Below are 14,937 nucleotides of genomic sequence, written 5' to 3'. Positions count from 1 at the left end.
CCTAGTTAAGAAGTCATGTGCTTTTTTTAATTGTTAAGCTAACACATTAAATAATGAAGCAGCAAGTGCCCCACCAACTAATGGTGCTACAATTGGAACCCAACTGTAAGCCCAGTCTGATTGTCCCTTGTTAGCGATTGGCATTAATTGATGAGCCAATCTAGGACCAAAATCACGTGCTGGGTTTAAAGCAACACCAGTAGGGCCACCAAGTGATAAACAAACTGATGTAATTAAGAAACCAGCTAGTAACGGATTCAAACCAGCAGCTAAATTACCATTAGTCAATGCCAGCAATCCGTATACTAAAACGAAAGTAGCAATTGCTTCAGTGAAAAAGTTCCATGCATAGCTTCGAATTGCTGGAACTGTAGCAAAAGAACCTAAAATTGCTTCTTGATCATCTGTTTCTTTCCAGTGTGGGTAATAAGTTAACCATACTAAAATAGCTCCAACAAATGCACCTAGTACTTGTACCAAGAAATAAGGTAAAACTGAAGACCAAGGCAACTTATGAGCGATTGCCATTGAAAGGGTAACTGCAGGGTTATAATGTCCTGGACATAACCAGCGAGCACTATAAACACTGAACGCTACGGCAAATCCCCAGCCAAAGGAAATTACAATCCAACCTGCCCCTTTTGACTTCGACTTGTTTAAATTGGTTCCAGCACAAACACCGTCACCAAGCAAAACAAGCATTGCAGTTCCTAAAAATTCACCTATTAACTGCATAGACAAACTATTATTCATTTTTCTTCTCCCACTTTTGTTATTTCTATAAATAAAATTTATAGAATGATATACTTCACAAATATATAGTATTGCATTGCCGTTACTTTGTAAACAAAATTTTGTATTGTGAAAGTATGTACTTGGAATTCACATGCATATTCTCTACAAAATCAGAATAAAAAAGGGTACCTATTAGATAGGTACCCTTTTCAAGAGCGAAAGATTAACCTGAAATAATGTTACCGCTCTTATGATCTAAAACTGACCATTTAATGTATTGTGAATCTGAAAACGCAACGTATTTAACACCTTTAATTTTCTTGGTCTTAAAGACTGTTATTACTTTACCCTTTGGCACGTATACACGAGTATTGCGCTTTCCTTTACTGTTATAAACGAAAGCATTCTTCTTTACTTTATACTCAACAGCCTTAAAGAGTACAACATTATTAACCTTGATGTACTTACCCTTTTTGTTGTTATAGCCGATTAAGACTTTGCCATCTGGAGTTATAACACCATTTACAGCAATAATTGTGCCCTTCTTTAATTTAGCATTTTTAATACGTTTACCTTTAGCATCGTATACATAAGAATTTCTAGTCAGCCTAGCATATTTACCCTTACCACTTAGACTCAAAGCCTTATTTAAGTCCGCAGAGTTAATTGGCTTTGAAGTTGATGGCTTAGTGGTACTAGTATTACCTGATGGATTAGTAGTACCAGTAGCAGGCGTCTTTGAGGTATCAGTTGTTCCGGTAGCAGGAGTTTTTGAAGTATCAGTAGTTCCAGTTTGACCTGTAGTAGGAGTCTTTGAAGTATCAGTTGTACTTGTTTGACCTGTTGAAGGAGTATTTGTAGTAGTACCCTTTTGATCTGCAGTATTATTTGTGGTAGTTGATGTTGGGTTTGGATTAGTAGTTTCTGCTGCCAAAACTGGAGCAGTTGCACTTAAACTAACTGCAATTGAAGCTGCACCAACTAAACTAAATAGCGTTTTTTTGTTCATATTTACACCTCATTGATAAAATAATCTTATTAGAAATAATTTTACTACATTAATTGAATTAATTCTTGTATTTAGAATAATTAAAATTTTTATACTATGAATGTATCTCTTATTATTTTGCTTTATACTAGGAAGGTAACTTCATTTACAATTTTTATTAAGGAAGATTTTATATGAAACAGCGAAAATCCAGTCCAATTGAAATTTTGGTCACAATTGACCAAAACTATCTTAAGCCCCTTGAGGTAATGATGTATTCCGTCAGACTTAACAATTTAGACCAAGATTTCCGCGTTTGGCTGATTCACGATAACATCGATGACTCTGCCCTAGCTGGACTTGAAAAGTTTTGTGAACAAATTAATGTTAAGCTCGAAACTGTAGCAATGAACCAAAATATTATTTTCCCAGATTCATTACTTAACTTACATGATTATCCTAAAGAAATGTATTTCCGTCTTCTTTCGGGACAAGTTTTACCAGATAATCTACACAGGGTTATTTATCTAGATCCTGACATCTTGGTTATCAACTCAATTAAGCCTCTATGGGATCTAGATCTTCAAAATAAAATGTTCGCTGCTTCTGTCCATGAAGGTCTAACAGATATTATGAGCTCGATTAATAATATCCGACTTGGGACAACAACCGGCTATTTTAATTCCGGCATCATGCTAATGGATTTGGATCAGATGAGACAAAAGGTAAACATTGAAGATATTACAAAGGCAATCGAAGAGCATCATGATTCCTTAATCTTGCCTGATCAAGATATTCTAAACTACCTTTACGGTGAGGACATTTTGAAGATACCTGAAACCCGCTGGAACTATGATGCAAGAGCCTATTCTGTGTATCTCACTCGAAGTACAGGCGAATACAACACCGAATGGGTAATGGAAAACACCAGTATTTTACATTTTTGCGGCAAACCCAAACCATGGCAAAAGGAAAAACACTCAAGATTCAAAGCACTGTATTTAAACTACCAACAAATGACCAATCGTGTTCTTAAACAAATAAACTAACGACAATATTTGCGTTTTTCTATTGAAGGACACAGGAACTGTGCTAAAATATAAAAAGTTGCGAAATATCAAGCGACACAAAGCATTTCGTCATTTATGTATGATTTTTTTCAAAATTGTCGAATTGTTTAAAAAATTTATAGAAAAGAGAAGAAAATATGGCTTCAATCAACAAATCTGAACTTACTAAAGAAGTTTCAGCAAAAACTGGTCTTAAGCAAAAAGACGCAGAAAAAGTGATCGATTCTTTAATCGAATCAATCAAGGATAACCTAGCTAAAGGTGAAAAAGTTCAAATCATCGGCTTTGGTTCATTTGAAGTTCGTGATCGTGCCGAAAGAAAAGGTCGTAACCCACAAACTGGTAAGACTTTGACTATTCCTGCTACTAAAGTTCCTGCATTCAAGCCAGGTAAAGCTTTAAAGGATGCCGTAAAATAATTACTTATTTCTTAAATAAAAAACAACAGGCAAAACTGCCTGTTGTTTTTTTGTTGTTTATTTTTATTTATAGTTAGTTTATCTATTTTGGTGGTTTAAATGTTTAGCTAAGAAATCACCAATAATTTGAACAATAAAAATCAAGATTACGACTAGTAAAGTTGCAACGAATGTAACATCATTGTTAGACCTCTGATAACCGTAAGAAATAGCTGTGTTTCCTAGTCCACCTGAACCGATTGCACCTGCCATTGCCGTTAAACCAATTAAACTAATTATAGTTACAGTTGAGACTCTGGCTAACTCAGAGCGCGCTTCGTTCAGATAAACATTGAAAATAATATCCCAAGTTGTTGCACCTAAACTTTGTGCAGCTTCAATCTTACCCTGATCTACACTTTCTAGAGCAACTTGAACCTGTCTAGCATAAAAAGGAAAAACTCCTAAAGATAATGGCACAAGTGCAGCATTCATTCCAATTTGGGTTCCAGCAATTATTTGAGTTACTGGAGCAATAAAAGCTAGCAAGATAATAAACGGGATTGCGCGAAAGATGGAAACGATCTTATCACAGAGATTGAACCAGAATTTATTTGGTTTAACACCGTTTTCTTTAGTCAAAACAAGGACTACCCCAAAGACGATACCTAGAATTCCCCCAAAAATTGCTGACCAAAATGTCATGAACAAAGTTTGATATATACTGGATGCCCAGCCAGTATCTCCAGTCCAACCTAAATTAATTACATTTGGAAAAACTTTATTAAACCAACTACTCATATAAGTCACCTTTCTCATTTAACCGCGTAACTGCAACCTGTTCTTTCTCTAGAAATTGAACAGTTTGTTGCTGCTTCTCATTGTCTCCTTTAACTAAGACCAGCAATGTTCCAATTGGCTCATCGTCTAACAATTCGACGTTACCATAAAGCATACTTGCTTCAACGCCAATTTCTCGGTAAAGATCAATGATAATAGTTTTGGTAACATTGGCGACACTATAAATAAGTTGGTAAATTGCCTCTTGATCATTTAGATTACTTAAATTGAGTGATTTAAGAGTATTAATTACTTCCAGTGATCCACCAACAAAACTCTTGGTTAGAGTATTTTTCGGATGAAGAACTACGTCTCTTAGGTTACCTTTTTCGATGATTTCGCCTTGTTGCATTACCGCAACTTTGTCACATATTTTCTTGACAGCACTCATTTCATGAGTGATTAAAACAATTGTTAAATTAAGTTCATCTTTTAATTTCTTTAGTAAATCCAAAATTTGTTGGGTATTTTGTGGATCAAGTGCACTAGTTGCCTCATCAGAAATCAGAATATCTGGTTCATTGGCTAATGCGCGAGCAATCGCCACACGCTGTTGTTGTCCACCAGAAAGTTGAGCTGGATAGAATTCAGCTTTTTCTTTTAAGTCAACCAATTCCAGCAATTTCAATGATTTTTCTTCAACCTCATTGTCTTTTAAACCAGAATGCTTCAAGGCAAAAGCGACATTTTCAACAACAGTAATTTCATTTAAAAGGTTAAAATTTTGAAAAATCATTCCAATTTTTCTTCGAGCTAATTGCAAGTCCTTATTAGAAATAACTTGCTTACCATCTTTAATAAAATCAGTGCCATTGACTTTGATATTACCGCCACTTGGTTTTTGTAACAGATTAATTGTTCTAACCAATGTCGATTTACCAGCACCAGAGAAGCCAACAACTCCGTATATATCGCCTTTTTCTATTGTCAAATTGACATCATGAACAGCGTGCACAACCTCTCTTTTCTTATCAGGAAAATCCACATTAACATGCTGTAATTCAATAATACCCATACAAATCTTCTCCATTCGTTAAAGATGACTAAAACTTGATATCCCAAGCAGTTTTTTGCATGTCACCGTAATATTTCTTATCCAAACGCTTTGTTTCTTCGGTTTGGTAAGCCTTAACAACTGCTAAGTAGTCCTTCTTCTTTTCTTCACCTTTACGAGCACAAATGATGTTAACCCATTTTAATGAGTCTTTATTAACTGGCTCAATGAAAATTGTTTGTTTCTTACCTAAGCCTGCAGGACGAGCGAAGTCATTGTTAACGACCGCTGCGTCAACTGAATCAATTACACGACCACATTGGTCTGCTGCTACTTCTTTAACCTTAAGTTTCTTAGGGTTCTTAACGATATCAGCTACTGTTGGTAATTTCTTACCCTTAGGTAAAGTAATCAAACCAGCATTCTTTAAAACGAAAAGTGCACGAGATTCGTTACTTGCATCATTTGGAACTGCAATTGTTGCACCATCTGGCAGGTCACTAAGTTTATGATACTTCTTAGAATATAATCTAATTGGATTAATTTCTGTTCGACCAATTGCTACAACGCCACCATGGTTTGACTTGTTCCAAGCATCTAAAAATGCGTAATGTTGGAAAGCGTTCAAATCAATATCACCGTTTTTGACAGCCTTATTAGGTTGAGTATAATCAGTAAAATTCTTAATTTTAACAGTTACGCCGTATTTCTTTTTTGCTGTAGCTGCAACGTGCTTCCAAATATCCTGTTTGGGTTTTGTTTCACTGACAATTCCGACCGTTACAACATGGTTACTACTCTTTTGATTATTTGGTTTAGGACCAAAGCTAAACCAACCTATCACGACAACGATAATTGCGACTATTACCCCAATGATAATATTTCTATTTCTCTTCTTCGACATTAAAAAACCTCCAAAATAAACTAAAAAAGCACCCGTCCTATCTATAAGGACGAGTGCTTCGCGTTACCACCTTTAAATTATTTATCACTCACGTAATAAATCTCTCACTAGCTATCAATCAATAGCTTGCAATGCTAACGGATGCAACTCCGCCGGTAGCTAAATATCACTAACGGTCATCATTTCGAGCCCATGTTCACCACTACTAACTGGCTGAGTCTCACCAAAATCCCAGCTCTCTTTATCAGTAATTATAATAGTTACTCTGCTTTTCAAGATGTATTAATTATTTAATTGTTTATTAATTTAGCACCTTGTTTTTGTTCTGTCAACTACGAATTTTAAAAATTACTTAAGATGGTCGATTTTTAAATTATGGAATAAGTCGACATTAACTCTTCCTACAGCAAAGGTAACAATAGCCATACCAATAGCTTGCCACCAAAAGTTATGGTTAATACTCTCTGCTTGTATAATGCTACTAATCAAAACCAACACACAAATTAGCAGAATAATAGCAGCAATAATCATCTTCTTCATTCTAATCCTTCTTCCTTAGATAAGTTAAAAAATCATATGAATATTGACATTTGTTATTAGCTTGATGATGCACTTTTTTACTTAATTTAAAATCATCATAATTAAGATCTGGCATTACAGTATCGGCAGGAAAAGTTGCAGCAATTGCAGTTTTTTCAAGACAATCTACGCGGTCTTTTAAAGCTTCAAAGACTGAAACTCCACCAATTACATACAGTTGCTCTGTTTGATGCGCATTAATCCACTTATTTAAACTGTTAACTGATGAAACAACTATCACTTGCGGATTATGTTCATACTCTTCTTTAAAAACTTGATTTTGTGATAGTACAATATGCCGTCTTTGAGGCAAAATACGTGGCAAACTATTAAAAGTCTTTCGTCCCATTATAATCGGATGGTTAATCGTTAAGATTTTAAAATGCTTCAGATCTTCAGGAATATACCACGGTAAATGTCCATCTAGACCAATTTTGTGTTGTTCATCTTCAGCCCAAATAAATGTAATCATTACTTCATCTCCAACTCCATTATAGCGCGCTTTACGCATTTAAGGCTAGTCTTTGCTTACAGCTCTACCAATTTTATTCTCATTTTTTTAAATAATCCTTTTCACTAATCATTTCATACAAAAATACTGTAATTTAATTTGCTATAGTGGTTAAATAAAATCAATAAGGAAAAGGAGAAGATAATGAATAGTAAAGCTGACAATTTTTCCGAAGAGAAATTTAACCAAATGAAAGCAACTGAAGCTGACTTAGTCCGGGAACTGCAAAAAGTAGTAAAAGATCCTAGTAAGGAAACTGAACTAAGCGATACGATTTTCCAAAACCACCAAAAATGGCTTAAAATAATTATGCCAAATTATACTCCAGAAATACATTTGGGTATTGCTAACGGCTATGAGACAGACGAGCGCTATCAGTCATATTACGATGATAAAGCAGGAAAAGGCGCAACTAAGATCTTAATTAAAATAGTTAAAGCACATTTAGCAAAATAAAAAAACAAGGTTTCAAATGATTGAACCTTGTTTTTTAGTTATATCAAAATTAATGGAACCAATGCGTATGCTTGTCAGTAAATGCAAGAACGTCATTACTCAAGTATAGGATGTATGTAAAAAATAGCGTTAAATTTGCGTCTCCTTGAAATGCAGTTACACCCCACAAAATAATTGACATAACCCCTTGAATCGTCCAGAAATAATATTGCTCGCGAAATCTAAAAGTACATAAAACAGAGCCAGTAATCCCAATTGCACCAGCAATTGCATCGATCCACGGACGAGGACTAATAAATATTCTTGTGTCCATCAGATAAAGCATAGCTGTAACAAATAAAAAGAAGATCATGGTAAAACACCATTGTTTAAATTTAAGCCCCTTAATGTGCTTTTCAGCGTTTTTAGACCATGCTGGTAGCAACAATACCGGTAAGTCGAGTAAGAAGATATAGGACGCTTGCAAGACAACATTTGCATAATTTTGTGCGTAAATCGATACGATTATATAGATGATTGAAGAAAGTAAACCTAAAACTCCATTAATCGGTTTGGCATTAGTAATTGCGAGCGTACAAGTAAAACCTATTATTGCAGCAACCATCGTAATTAAACTAATTGGATTAACCGGCGTAGAAATTGTTGTTCCGATAATAACTCCAATTCCTAGCATCAGAAGCATATAAGTCTTGAAGCTCCATCCTCTCATTTGCTCTAAATACCATTTAGGCTTAAAGATGTCGGTATTTGGTTGAAAATTCATTATCCACTATCCCACCATTTTTCTTAATTTGTGCAAAAACACGTTTTCTATCATAGCATTTTTATCATACAAATCAATTAATAGCCCTTGTTGTCAGCTTTTCCTTATCTCTTTTTCATTAGCGCCCCTTTTAGCATTATTGGAGCGATTAGTGTGGTTAAAACTATTACTCCAACTACAGTTGAATAAGCAGCAGGAGCGAGCAAATGATTGGACAAGCCAATTTGTGCTACAACCAGTGCCATTTCCCCACGTGAAATCATCCCTGTTCCAACTTGGTAAGCACTACTACTAGAAAAACCGGCCACTTTAGCTCCTACACTTGCACCCACTAATTTAGAGATAACACTTCCTACAAATAGGACAATAAATAATAAGCCATCCTTAAAAATTCCAGTGATTGACATTTCTAGACCGATACTGGCAAAAAAGATAGGAATAAATAAGCTATAACCGATATCCGTAAAACTTTTTTGCAGTTTTTGTTTATCAGGCAATCTACTGAAAGCTAATCCTACAAAGAAAGCGCCAATGACATTACTCAGGCCCACTTTTTCTGCTCCAAACGCTGCCAGTAAAACAATAATTATCGTAACAAGTGGTTTAGCCGCTGGTAGTAAAAAGCGTTCACTCAGTTTAAGCATGCGTGGAAATAACCAAATACTTGCAGCTAGTAATATCACTAAATAAACTAGCTGTAATAGTAAAGTCAGTCCTAGGCCAAGATTCGCGTTCGCGGAGTCCGTGTGGGTTCCCGTAACGCTACTTACAACACTTAAGAGAATAACTGACAGCAAATCGTCAACCACAGCAGCTCCAAGAATCGTCATCCCCTCTTTAGTTTCTAACTTTTTCATTTCTTGCAAAACAGCGACAGAAATTGAAACTGAAGTGGCGGCAAACGTAATACCTAAAAAGAGACTTTCTGTTTGCGAGAATTTAAAAGCAATCCCCGTTAAATAAGCAATTACAATTGGCACGACCATTCCAAAAGTGGCCACAAGGAAGCTAGGTTTCCATAATTTTTTCAAAATCGCTAGATCACTTTCAAGTCCAGCTAAAAACATTAGCAAGACAACTCCAATGTCGGAAAAACTTTTAATTAAACCACTAGGCTGTACCCAGTTAAGCATAGCTGGGCCAATAACAATTCCGGCTAGCAATTCTCCGATTACAGCTGGTAAACCGCAGCGATTGGCGATCTGTCCGCCAATTAAGGCAAATAGCAAAATTAAACATAAAATTCCCATAATCTGCATTATTAATTCCACTTTCTGAAATGAACAAAAAAGACTTTCAAAATTGCTCAGGCAACCCAAACCTGAGGACAATTCTTGAAAGTCTTAGACTCCAACCAAATTTTTATTTGATTCATTTTAATGACCAATTTACTTTATCAGTATAAATTGGCAACTTTTATTAGTATAACTCACAATTTTTTTAATACAAACTTTGAAAGACGGAAAACTTTTAGCCTAGCTATTTTATTAAAACAATCGCAGCAAAGCTAAAGAAGCTATTCCTACAATAACGATTACTAAAAGTGATTTACTAATAACCGCTGATACCAATGTTGGTACTGAAGCAATTAGGTATTCCATATTAATTTTTGGCAACTGCCCTGGTTGAGCAGTGAATAAATTGCTAAACCACATTGTAGACATTATAACAATTGGTACAAAGGATAAAAATTCAACCACTACTTTAGGCAAAGTGAATTTTTTTAATAAAATAAATGGAAGTACACGTGATAACCACGTCGCAATTCCACAGCCGACAATAGTTAAAAATAGATAATTAGAAGAAGACATGTTTTATTACCATCCCCAATGTACATCCAATAAGTGTTACAGCAATAATAACTAGACTAGCTGGCAAAATTATGGTTGAAATGTAAGTTAATACCAATGTCAATAAAACCACTATTACTTGTAATGTCTTGTTTAAGGCTTTATCACTGTTTACCTGTAAATATAACAAGCCGATAAACATCGCTACATTTGCAAAATCAAGCCCTAATTTCTTTGGATCCTCGATAAAATTACCTAGCAAGGCACCAATCATTGTGGCAATTACCCAAGTTGAATAAGAAATAATATTTTCGGTATTGAACCAGCTAAAATTCATTTTCCCGTTAGTATAATTAAGTTTATTCATTGCTAGAGCAAAGCTTTCATCAGTTAAAAGCGTGCCAATTAGCATCCCTTTACCCAAGCTATCTTTCTTAAAATATGGTGCAACGGTTGTACTCATTAAAATCATTCTTGAATTAACCATAAAGGTAGCAAAAACGATTGAAGCAATCGGACTACCCGCTGCTAGCATACTAACAGTGGTAAATTGTGCTGAACCGGCATAGATTATGACTGACATTAAAATTACTGTAATGGTCGAAAATCCCGAGGCACGAGCAATCACCCCGAAAGCAGTCGCAATTCCTAAGTAACCAAAAACTGTTGGAAGAGTATCAACTACTGCAGCTCGCTTAGTTAATGAATCGTCCACCTTACGCCTCCTTAGCTATAAATATTAATTTAAAATAAATCGAAGCAAATTTACATTCATCGTTTAATAAGGTCCAATTTAAGTTAGACTCTAAAAGCATTGAACTAAAAAACTAGTTGCCCATCTATAGCAACTAGTTTTATTTATGACTTTACTTATTAATCTTTACTTGCTTTTGTAAAATCAATTCCACGATCTTTGAATACTTCTTTAGCAACATTAATCGCATTCAATACTTTTGGAAATCCTACATAAGGAATAGTTTGAATAAAAGTCTCAATTACTTCTTCTGGTGTTAGGCCAACATTCAAGGCGCCATTAATATGAACATTTAGTTGAGGTTCAGTATCACCTTGTGAGAGCAAAGATGTGATTGTAATCATTTCTCTTTGCTTAAGGTCTAAGACACCACGATCATATACATCACCAAAGGCAAATTCAATGATGTAACGACCTACATCTTCGGATAAACCAGCTAATGAATCAATAACTGACTTACCACCTTCGCGGTCAACTTTTTCCAAATTTTCTAAACCTTTTTCATAGCGTTCATTATTTTCCATAGCTTTTCTCCTTTTTGTTTTACAAACTTATTTTCAACAGTTAATAGAATAATTGCTGGAGTGCAGTCCATGTCAACCGCTATTTTAAAAATATTTTGTCATGCTAAAATATGATAAAGTACTATACTGAAATAGAGTTATTTCAGGAGGAAATAAGATGAAATATTCAATTGGTCAATTCTCTGAACTTAGTGGCTTTTCAATTGATACCCTACGCTATTATGAAAAACAAAAACTACTTTTCCCAAGTCGGGATGAAAATAATCGTCGCTGTTATTATGAAAAAGATGTGGCTTGGATTAAGTTTATTTCGCGCTTAAAAAAGACAGATATGAGTATTAAAGAGATGCAAAAGTATGCAAAACTGCGCTATGAAGGTGATCAAACTATTCCTGACCGGCTTGTTTTGCTGTTTAATCAGCTAGACAATTTGCATAAGAAAGAAAAAGAAATTGATGATAGCATTTCCTTTATCGAAGGAAAAATCAAAACATATCTTAAGACCCTTGGGGATTTAAAAGAATAAGAGCATATCTTACCTGTACCACCACGTTTGTCACACCTTGAGCTTATAAAAGTACTAGCATAGCTCAACGTGATTGATATTTTCTAATTCGACCCATGTATCTGAAATGACAATATGATCTGCTTGATAGCCTTGAACTAAACCAACTAGATTCGGCAAAAAATCATCTTCACTATCGATGACTTTAAGTTGAACTGATACGGGATGATGATTAGCGTATGCACTAAGAAGCAACTCACTAATTGCCTCCTGGGACATTGGTTGCTTTTTTTCATAAACTTGAGCGCGTTTTTTATCAATCTTACTAACGGTTGATGTATAGTCGCTTAGCATAAAGCCTTGCCATTTCTTCATTCCACGATCTTGATATGTTCTAAAAAAATCGTCTAAAACTTGATCAAATTCTTTTTGATCGTGTCTTTTTTTCACTTTGTCCGCCTCCATAACAAACATACGTTCTTATTATACACTGTTAATTGAGCAAGGGCGAAGCAAAATTCGTACCTTATACTAGTAAAATGCTAAGCAAATGTACTTTTGGTATTGGCTAGTATTCAAAATAGTAAGTTGAAAAAACATTTAAATAAGGTATAATGATATTCGTTATGGAGAGTTGGCAGAGTGGTAATGCACCGGACTCGAAATCCGGCGAACCAAGTTTTCCTTGGCGCGCAGGTTCAAATCCTGTACTCTCCTTGTATTTATTTAAAGACTGTAACAGTTGATGTTACAGTCTTTTTTGTTTGCTCGGTAAAAACATAGCATAAAGGTAAAAAGGCAAGAAACAATATTTATTTGTTAGTTACTAAAAGACACCCTTAAACTATTAGTCTAAGAGTGTTTTAACCATTGCTCGTGCCAGTTTATTATGCTAAATGCCTTCAACTTTTTAATTCATTTCTTCGTTGCTTAATATACTCTAGTGTCTTGTCTAGATCTTCTTCATTAGCATACTTCAAAATGAAATTTTTAGAGTCAGATTTTCTTCGAAAGTAGTTCATTTTATCTTTGTTTTTATCATTCCACTTTTTGTTCGCACGTATCTGCGCATCACTTAGCGTCATATTAATTCCCCTATTGCAAACACCAATATTCCATGAAATATAGCAATTATCGCTAATTTATAGTACTTCTTTTCTTTGTTACTCATATTATAAAAATAGATAGCAGAAAGTGGAATATGGATCCACATCTTCATTTATTTTAAAAATACTTTAATAATTTCATGAATTAAGCTGCTAATACGGCCGTTATTGTCATATTTAGCAATTGTTTATTCGGCTATCGTTGAAATCATTTTTTATTTCTTGCTACCCAAGACTCACCACCCTATATAAATATAATACACTGATTAAAAGTTCAAAAAAGCCACCTAAGAACAATTTTCTAAAGTGACTTTTTGTTTATTTAACTATACTTAGAGCAAGATACTATTTTGCCTACCAAAACTTAAAATCTATCAGGTGACTCACCAGTAGCCATTGCTTCAGCTTTTGTAATAATTTTCCTTAATTCATCAAGCCATGCTTTTTTTCTACGTTCATCGTATGCTTCCGTAAATTCTGGAATTATATCATTCAAATAGTTTTCCATTTTTGGATTATCTATTTCTAACTGATCTGTTTCATCAGCAAAATAATCTTGAATCAAGAACGTATACATATAAGTTTCCTTAGTCTTAAATGCTTTTTCTAAAATATTAATTGCCTCTTTTTCACTTTTTTTCATCCACTACTTCAGAGATTTTTATTTCATTCTCAACTGAACCACCAAGAAAAGTTAACTCAGACTCATCATCATCTTCATTTAAAATATCCTGAACAAAAATTGTCTTCTTTTTTCCGTTTTTCAATGTAAACTGAACTTTCTGCCATATAACCTTTGTCCTAATTCTTGTAGAGTCATTTTTTGTAGATCCATGATACCACTTTCCTTAATTAAACTGGTTCCTTGTAGTTTTGACTATATCCCTTTTATTAGATTTTGGACTCCCTCTTTCCTCATAGGGCTACTTTTACTTCTAATTATAAATTATAGATTTTCATCTTCTGGCAAACCATATTTTTTGTTTGCCGCTTTTATTTGTTCTCTCAATTTTCTATTGTGCTCATTATCAAAAGCTGATTTAGGAAGGCTCTTAGCGAACTCAATTAATTCTTCTGTCTGCTTTCTTTCTTCCTCAGTTTCCGGATGATCTCTTCCTATTACCCTGCCACCACTAGGTAAGTACCAACGCAAGTCTGAATAAGGCTTCTTTTTAACCAATTTTTTCGATCTCCTAACTGGATAATTAGTTTACGATATCTGTATATGTACTGTGACATAAAAACTCTAATATCACACTGTTACCATTCAACATTGCGCATTTCAGGATATAGTTCAGACAACTTTTTGCCATCAATTTCAAAGTCCAGTACTTCCTTAATATTTTTGAACTTTTTTATATAATTACCGCATCCTAGCTCGCGTTTCTCTGAAAAATCATCCGCAGTCTGGTCAGGTTCCAATAGCCAACGTTGATTATTTAAAGTAAATTCTATTTCATATACTGTTTCTATTAATTCTCTAAATTGTGTTAAACTTTTAATCTTGCTCATTATCGGGTTACGTCTCTAATTCATCTATTTTTTTTCGTGTTTATTATCCCTGTAACATCATCAGTGCTCTTATAGCAATAACTATAATTGCGCACACTAAAATTGTAATCCAAGCTGTACGTTTGCTCATTATTATTTCCTCCATACTTTCTCTTCTATTTATCTTGGCTCTAGGATAATTCGTTCTACAGTATTTCGATGCTATTTAAGTTTTATATTCAACCTCTGCATAATTATTCGTAATCATGCAGAATTACTCCTTATTCTGGTACTGCACTTACAACATCAGAAATCCAGATATCCTGAGAATTATCGCCTGCAGCCATAAAAATTAGTTCTGGTTGATCATCATCTTCATTCTCGATTTCCTCAACAAAGATAGTTTTCTTATTACCATCTTTTAAAGTAAAGGTAACATTTCTTGCGCGGAAATTTTCAATTATTTCTGGTAACGACATTTTATGTACGTCCATGTTTCAGCCTCTTTTATAATATATTGGTTAACAAT

23 protein-coding genes, 1 tRNA gene and 1 other annotated feature are annotated in these 14,937 nt (G+C 34.4%); of the genes, 5 read left to right on the top strand and 19 right to left on the bottom strand.

Annotated features, from left to right (window positions below):
* Positions 1 to 33: 33 nt before the first annotated feature.
* A complete protein-coding gene (locus H3T48_RS03765; protein ID WP_122035273.1) occupies positions 34 to 753 on the bottom strand; it encodes an MIP/aquaporin family protein in 720 nt (239 codons plus the stop codon).
* Between the two features lie 205 nt (positions 754 to 958).
* A complete protein-coding gene (locus tag H3T48_RS03760; RefSeq protein ID WP_198188581.1) occupies positions 959 to 1,744 on the bottom strand; it encodes an SLAP domain-containing protein in 786 nt (261 codons plus the stop codon).
* Positions 1,745 to 1,917: 173 nt separating this feature from the next.
* Here H3T48_RS03760 and H3T48_RS03755 point away from each other — a divergent pair, with 173 nt between their 5' ends.
* Entirely contained in the window at positions 1,918 to 2,772 is an 855-nt protein-coding gene (locus tag H3T48_RS03755) for a glycosyltransferase family 8 protein (protein WP_122035277.1), read from the top strand.
* 158 nt (positions 2,773 to 2,930) lie between these two features.
* Positions 2,931 to 3,212 carry an HU family DNA-binding protein gene (locus tag H3T48_RS03750; protein WP_046306988.1) on the top strand — a complete coding sequence of 94 codons (282 nt, stop codon included), beginning with the start codon at positions 2,931 to 2,933 and terminating at the stop codon, positions 3,210 to 3,212.
* 78 nt (positions 3,213 to 3,290) lie between these two features.
* Here the strand turns inward: H3T48_RS03750 and H3T48_RS03745 are convergent, their stop codons facing one another.
* The 5 genes from H3T48_RS03745 to H3T48_RS03725 form a co-directional block, all read right to left on the bottom strand.
* On the bottom strand, positions 3,291 to 3,992 hold the full coding sequence (locus H3T48_RS03745) for a methionine ABC transporter permease (protein ID WP_122035279.1): 702 nt from the start codon (positions 3,990 to 3,992) through the stop codon (positions 3,291 to 3,293).
* Complete coding sequence (locus H3T48_RS03740; RefSeq protein ID WP_122035281.1) at positions 3,985 to 5,046, bottom strand: methionine ABC transporter ATP-binding protein; 1,062 nt, start codon at positions 5,044 to 5,046, stop codon at positions 3,985 to 3,987. The genes H3T48_RS03745 and H3T48_RS03740 overlap by 8 nt, the downstream gene beginning before the upstream one ends.
* Positions 5,047 to 5,074: 28 nt before the next feature.
* Positions 5,075 to 5,929, bottom strand: coding sequence for a MetQ/NlpA family ABC transporter substrate-binding protein (locus H3T48_RS03735; protein WP_122035283.1), 855 nt, complete (start codon positions 5,927 to 5,929; stop codon positions 5,075 to 5,077).
* A gap of 42 nt (positions 5,930 to 5,971) precedes the next feature.
* Positions 5,972 to 6,214 (bottom strand) — a binding site (T-box leader).
* Positions 6,215 to 6,277: 63 nt separating this feature from the next.
* On the bottom strand, positions 6,278 to 6,469 hold the full coding sequence (locus tag H3T48_RS03730; RefSeq protein ID WP_046306992.1) for a hypothetical protein: 192 nt from the start codon (positions 6,467 to 6,469) through the stop codon (positions 6,278 to 6,280).
* Position 6,470: 1 nt separating this feature from the next.
* Positions 6,471 to 6,980, bottom strand: coding sequence for a dihydrofolate reductase (locus H3T48_RS03725; RefSeq protein ID WP_122035285.1), 510 nt, complete (start codon positions 6,978 to 6,980; stop codon positions 6,471 to 6,473).
* Positions 6,981 to 7,163: 183 nt separating this feature from the next.
* Here H3T48_RS03725 and H3T48_RS03720 point away from each other — a divergent pair, with 183 nt between their 5' ends.
* Positions 7,164 to 7,475, top strand: a complete 312-nt coding sequence (locus tag H3T48_RS03720) for a TipAS antibiotic-recognition domain-containing protein (protein ID WP_122035287.1) — start codon at positions 7,164 to 7,166, stop codon at positions 7,473 to 7,475.
* Positions 7,476 to 7,524: 49 nt separating this feature from the next.
* Here H3T48_RS03720 and pnuC read toward each other — a convergent pair whose 3' ends face one another.
* From pnuC to H3T48_RS03695, 5 genes are all read right to left on the bottom strand, one after another.
* Positions 7,525 to 8,238: a nicotinamide riboside transporter PnuC gene (gene pnuC, locus H3T48_RS03715; RefSeq protein WP_122035289.1), complete on the bottom strand. Its 714-nt coding sequence runs from the start codon at positions 8,236 to 8,238 to the stop codon at positions 7,525 to 7,527.
* 104 nt (positions 8,239 to 8,342) lie between these two features.
* Positions 8,343 to 9,509, bottom strand: a complete 1,167-nt coding sequence (locus tag H3T48_RS03710; protein WP_370567524.1) for a cation:proton antiporter — start codon at positions 9,507 to 9,509, stop codon at positions 8,343 to 8,345.
* A gap of 216 nt (positions 9,510 to 9,725) precedes the next feature.
* Positions 9,726 to 10,049: an AzlD domain-containing protein gene (locus tag H3T48_RS03705; RefSeq protein ID WP_187157983.1), complete on the bottom strand. Its 324-nt coding sequence runs from the start codon at positions 10,047 to 10,049 to the stop codon at positions 9,726 to 9,728.
* Positions 10,036 to 10,743, bottom strand: coding sequence for an AzlC family ABC transporter permease (locus H3T48_RS03700; protein WP_198188580.1), 708 nt, complete (start codon positions 10,741 to 10,743; stop codon positions 10,036 to 10,038). The genes H3T48_RS03705 and H3T48_RS03700 overlap by 14 nt, the downstream gene beginning before the upstream one ends.
* Positions 10,744 to 10,901: 158 nt before the next feature.
* Positions 10,902 to 11,306, bottom strand: a complete 405-nt coding sequence (locus tag H3T48_RS03695; protein ID WP_198188579.1) for a carboxymuconolactone decarboxylase family protein — start codon at positions 11,304 to 11,306, stop codon at positions 10,902 to 10,904.
* A 157-nt stretch (positions 11,307 to 11,463) separates the two neighbouring features.
* On the opposite strand from H3T48_RS03695, the gene H3T48_RS03690 reads away from it, so the two are divergent.
* Positions 11,464 to 11,832 carry a MerR family transcriptional regulator gene (locus tag H3T48_RS03690; RefSeq protein WP_074425254.1) on the top strand — a complete coding sequence of 123 codons (369 nt, stop codon included), beginning with the start codon at positions 11,464 to 11,466 and terminating at the stop codon, positions 11,830 to 11,832.
* A 54-nt stretch (positions 11,833 to 11,886) separates the two neighbouring features.
* Here the strand turns inward: H3T48_RS03690 and H3T48_RS03685 are convergent, their stop codons facing one another.
* Positions 11,887 to 12,261 (bottom strand): hypothetical protein, encoded by a 375-nt coding sequence (locus tag H3T48_RS03685; RefSeq protein ID WP_109715545.1) that lies wholly within the window; start codon positions 12,259 to 12,261, stop codon positions 11,887 to 11,889.
* 178 nt (positions 12,262 to 12,439) lie between these two features.
* On the opposite strand from H3T48_RS03685, the gene H3T48_RS03680 reads away from it, so the two are divergent.
* A tRNA-Ser gene (locus H3T48_RS03680) sits at positions 12,440 to 12,528 on the top strand.
* Positions 12,529 to 12,713: 185 nt separating this feature from the next.
* Here H3T48_RS03680 and H3T48_RS03675 read toward each other — a convergent pair.
* From H3T48_RS03675 to H3T48_RS03650, 6 genes are all read right to left on the bottom strand, one after another.
* Positions 12,714 to 12,896 (bottom strand): hypothetical protein, encoded by a 183-nt coding sequence (locus tag H3T48_RS03675; protein WP_109715546.1) that lies wholly within the window; start codon positions 12,894 to 12,896, stop codon positions 12,714 to 12,716.
* Positions 12,897 to 13,281: 385 nt separating this feature from the next.
* Positions 13,282 to 13,560: a hypothetical protein gene (locus H3T48_RS03670; protein ID WP_198188578.1), complete on the bottom strand. Its 279-nt coding sequence runs from the start codon at positions 13,558 to 13,560 to the stop codon at positions 13,282 to 13,284.
* Positions 13,547 to 13,684: a hypothetical protein gene (locus H3T48_RS03665; protein WP_198188577.1), complete on the bottom strand. Its 138-nt coding sequence runs from the start codon at positions 13,682 to 13,684 to the stop codon at positions 13,547 to 13,549. The genes H3T48_RS03670 and H3T48_RS03665 overlap by 14 nt, the downstream gene beginning before the upstream one ends.
* A 179-nt stretch (positions 13,685 to 13,863) precedes the next feature.
* The gene (locus tag H3T48_RS03660) at positions 13,864 to 14,097 is read right to left on the bottom strand and encodes a hypothetical protein (protein WP_198188576.1); all 234 of its coding nucleotides are present in this window, start codon (positions 14,095 to 14,097) and stop codon (positions 13,864 to 13,866) included.
* A gap of 80 nt (positions 14,098 to 14,177) precedes the next feature.
* Positions 14,178 to 14,429: a hypothetical protein gene (locus H3T48_RS03655; protein WP_198188575.1), complete on the bottom strand. Its 252-nt coding sequence runs from the start codon at positions 14,427 to 14,429 to the stop codon at positions 14,178 to 14,180.
* A 260-nt stretch (positions 14,430 to 14,689) separates the two neighbouring features.
* Entirely contained in the window at positions 14,690 to 14,902 is a 213-nt protein-coding gene (locus H3T48_RS03650) for a hypothetical protein (RefSeq protein ID WP_198188574.1), read from the bottom strand.
* Positions 14,903 to 14,937 lie beyond the last annotated feature (35 nt).

The organism is Lactobacillus sp. M0403 (assembly GCF_016101265.1).
Lineage (GTDB): Bacteria > Bacillota > Bacilli > Lactobacillales > Lactobacillaceae > Lactobacillus > Lactobacillus apis.
This window is presented reverse-complemented; position numbering and strand designations above follow the sequence as displayed.

Coding starts and splice junctions, on each gene's coding strand:
- H3T48_RS03765 (WP_122035273.1), bottom strand. CDS start 753: ATGAATAATAGTTTGTCTATGCAGTTAATAGGTGAATTTTTAGGAACT.
- H3T48_RS03760 (WP_198188581.1), bottom strand. CDS start 1,744: ATGAACAAAAAAACGCTATTTAGTTTAGTTGGTGCAGCTTCAATTGCA.
- H3T48_RS03755 (WP_122035277.1), top strand. CDS start 1,918: ATGAAACAGCGAAAATCCAGTCCAATTGAAATTTTGGTCACAATTGAC.
- H3T48_RS03750 (WP_046306988.1), top strand. CDS start 2,931: ATGGCTTCAATCAACAAATCTGAACTTACTAAAGAAGTTTCAGCAAAA.
- H3T48_RS03745 (WP_122035279.1), bottom strand. CDS start 3,992: ATGAGTAGTTGGTTTAATAAAGTTTTTCCAAATGTAATTAATTTAGGT.
- H3T48_RS03740 (WP_122035281.1), bottom strand. CDS start 5,046: ATGGGTATTATTGAATTACAGCATGTTAATGTGGATTTTCCTGATAAG.
- H3T48_RS03735 (WP_122035283.1), bottom strand. CDS start 5,929: ATGTCGAAGAAGAGAAATAGAAATATTATCATTGGGGTAATAGTCGCA.
- H3T48_RS03730 (WP_046306992.1), bottom strand. CDS start 6,469: ATGAAGAAGATGATTATTGCTGCTATTATTCTGCTAATTTGTGTGTTG.
- H3T48_RS03725 (WP_122035285.1), bottom strand. CDS start 6,980: ATGATTACATTTATTTGGGCTGAAGATGAACAACACAAAATTGGTCTA.
- H3T48_RS03720 (WP_122035287.1), top strand. CDS start 7,164: ATGAATAGTAAAGCTGACAATTTTTCCGAAGAGAAATTTAACCAAATG.
- pnuC (WP_122035289.1), bottom strand. CDS start 8,238: ATGAATTTTCAACCAAATACCGACATCTTTAAGCCTAAATGGTATTTA.
- H3T48_RS03705 (WP_187157983.1), bottom strand. CDS start 10,049: ATGTCTTCTTCTAATTATCTATTTTTAACTATTGTCGGCTGTGGAATT.
- H3T48_RS03695 (WP_198188579.1), bottom strand. CDS start 11,306: ATGGAAAATAATGAACGCTATGAAAAAGGTTTAGAAAATTTGGAAAAA.
- H3T48_RS03690 (WP_074425254.1), top strand. CDS start 11,464: ATGAAATATTCAATTGGTCAATTCTCTGAACTTAGTGGCTTTTCAATT.
- H3T48_RS03675 (WP_109715546.1), bottom strand. CDS start 12,896: ATGACGCTAAGTGATGCGCAGATACGTGCGAACAAAAAGTGGAATGAT.
- H3T48_RS03670 (WP_198188578.1), bottom strand. CDS start 13,560: ATGAAAAAAAGTGAAAAAGAGGCAATTAATATTTTAGAAAAAGCATTT.
- H3T48_RS03655 (WP_198188575.1), bottom strand. CDS start 14,429: ATGAGCAAGATTAAAAGTTTAACACAATTTAGAGAATTAATAGAAACA.
- H3T48_RS03650 (WP_198188574.1), bottom strand. CDS start 14,902: ATGGACGTACATAAAATGTCGTTACCAGAAATAATTGAAAATTTCCGC.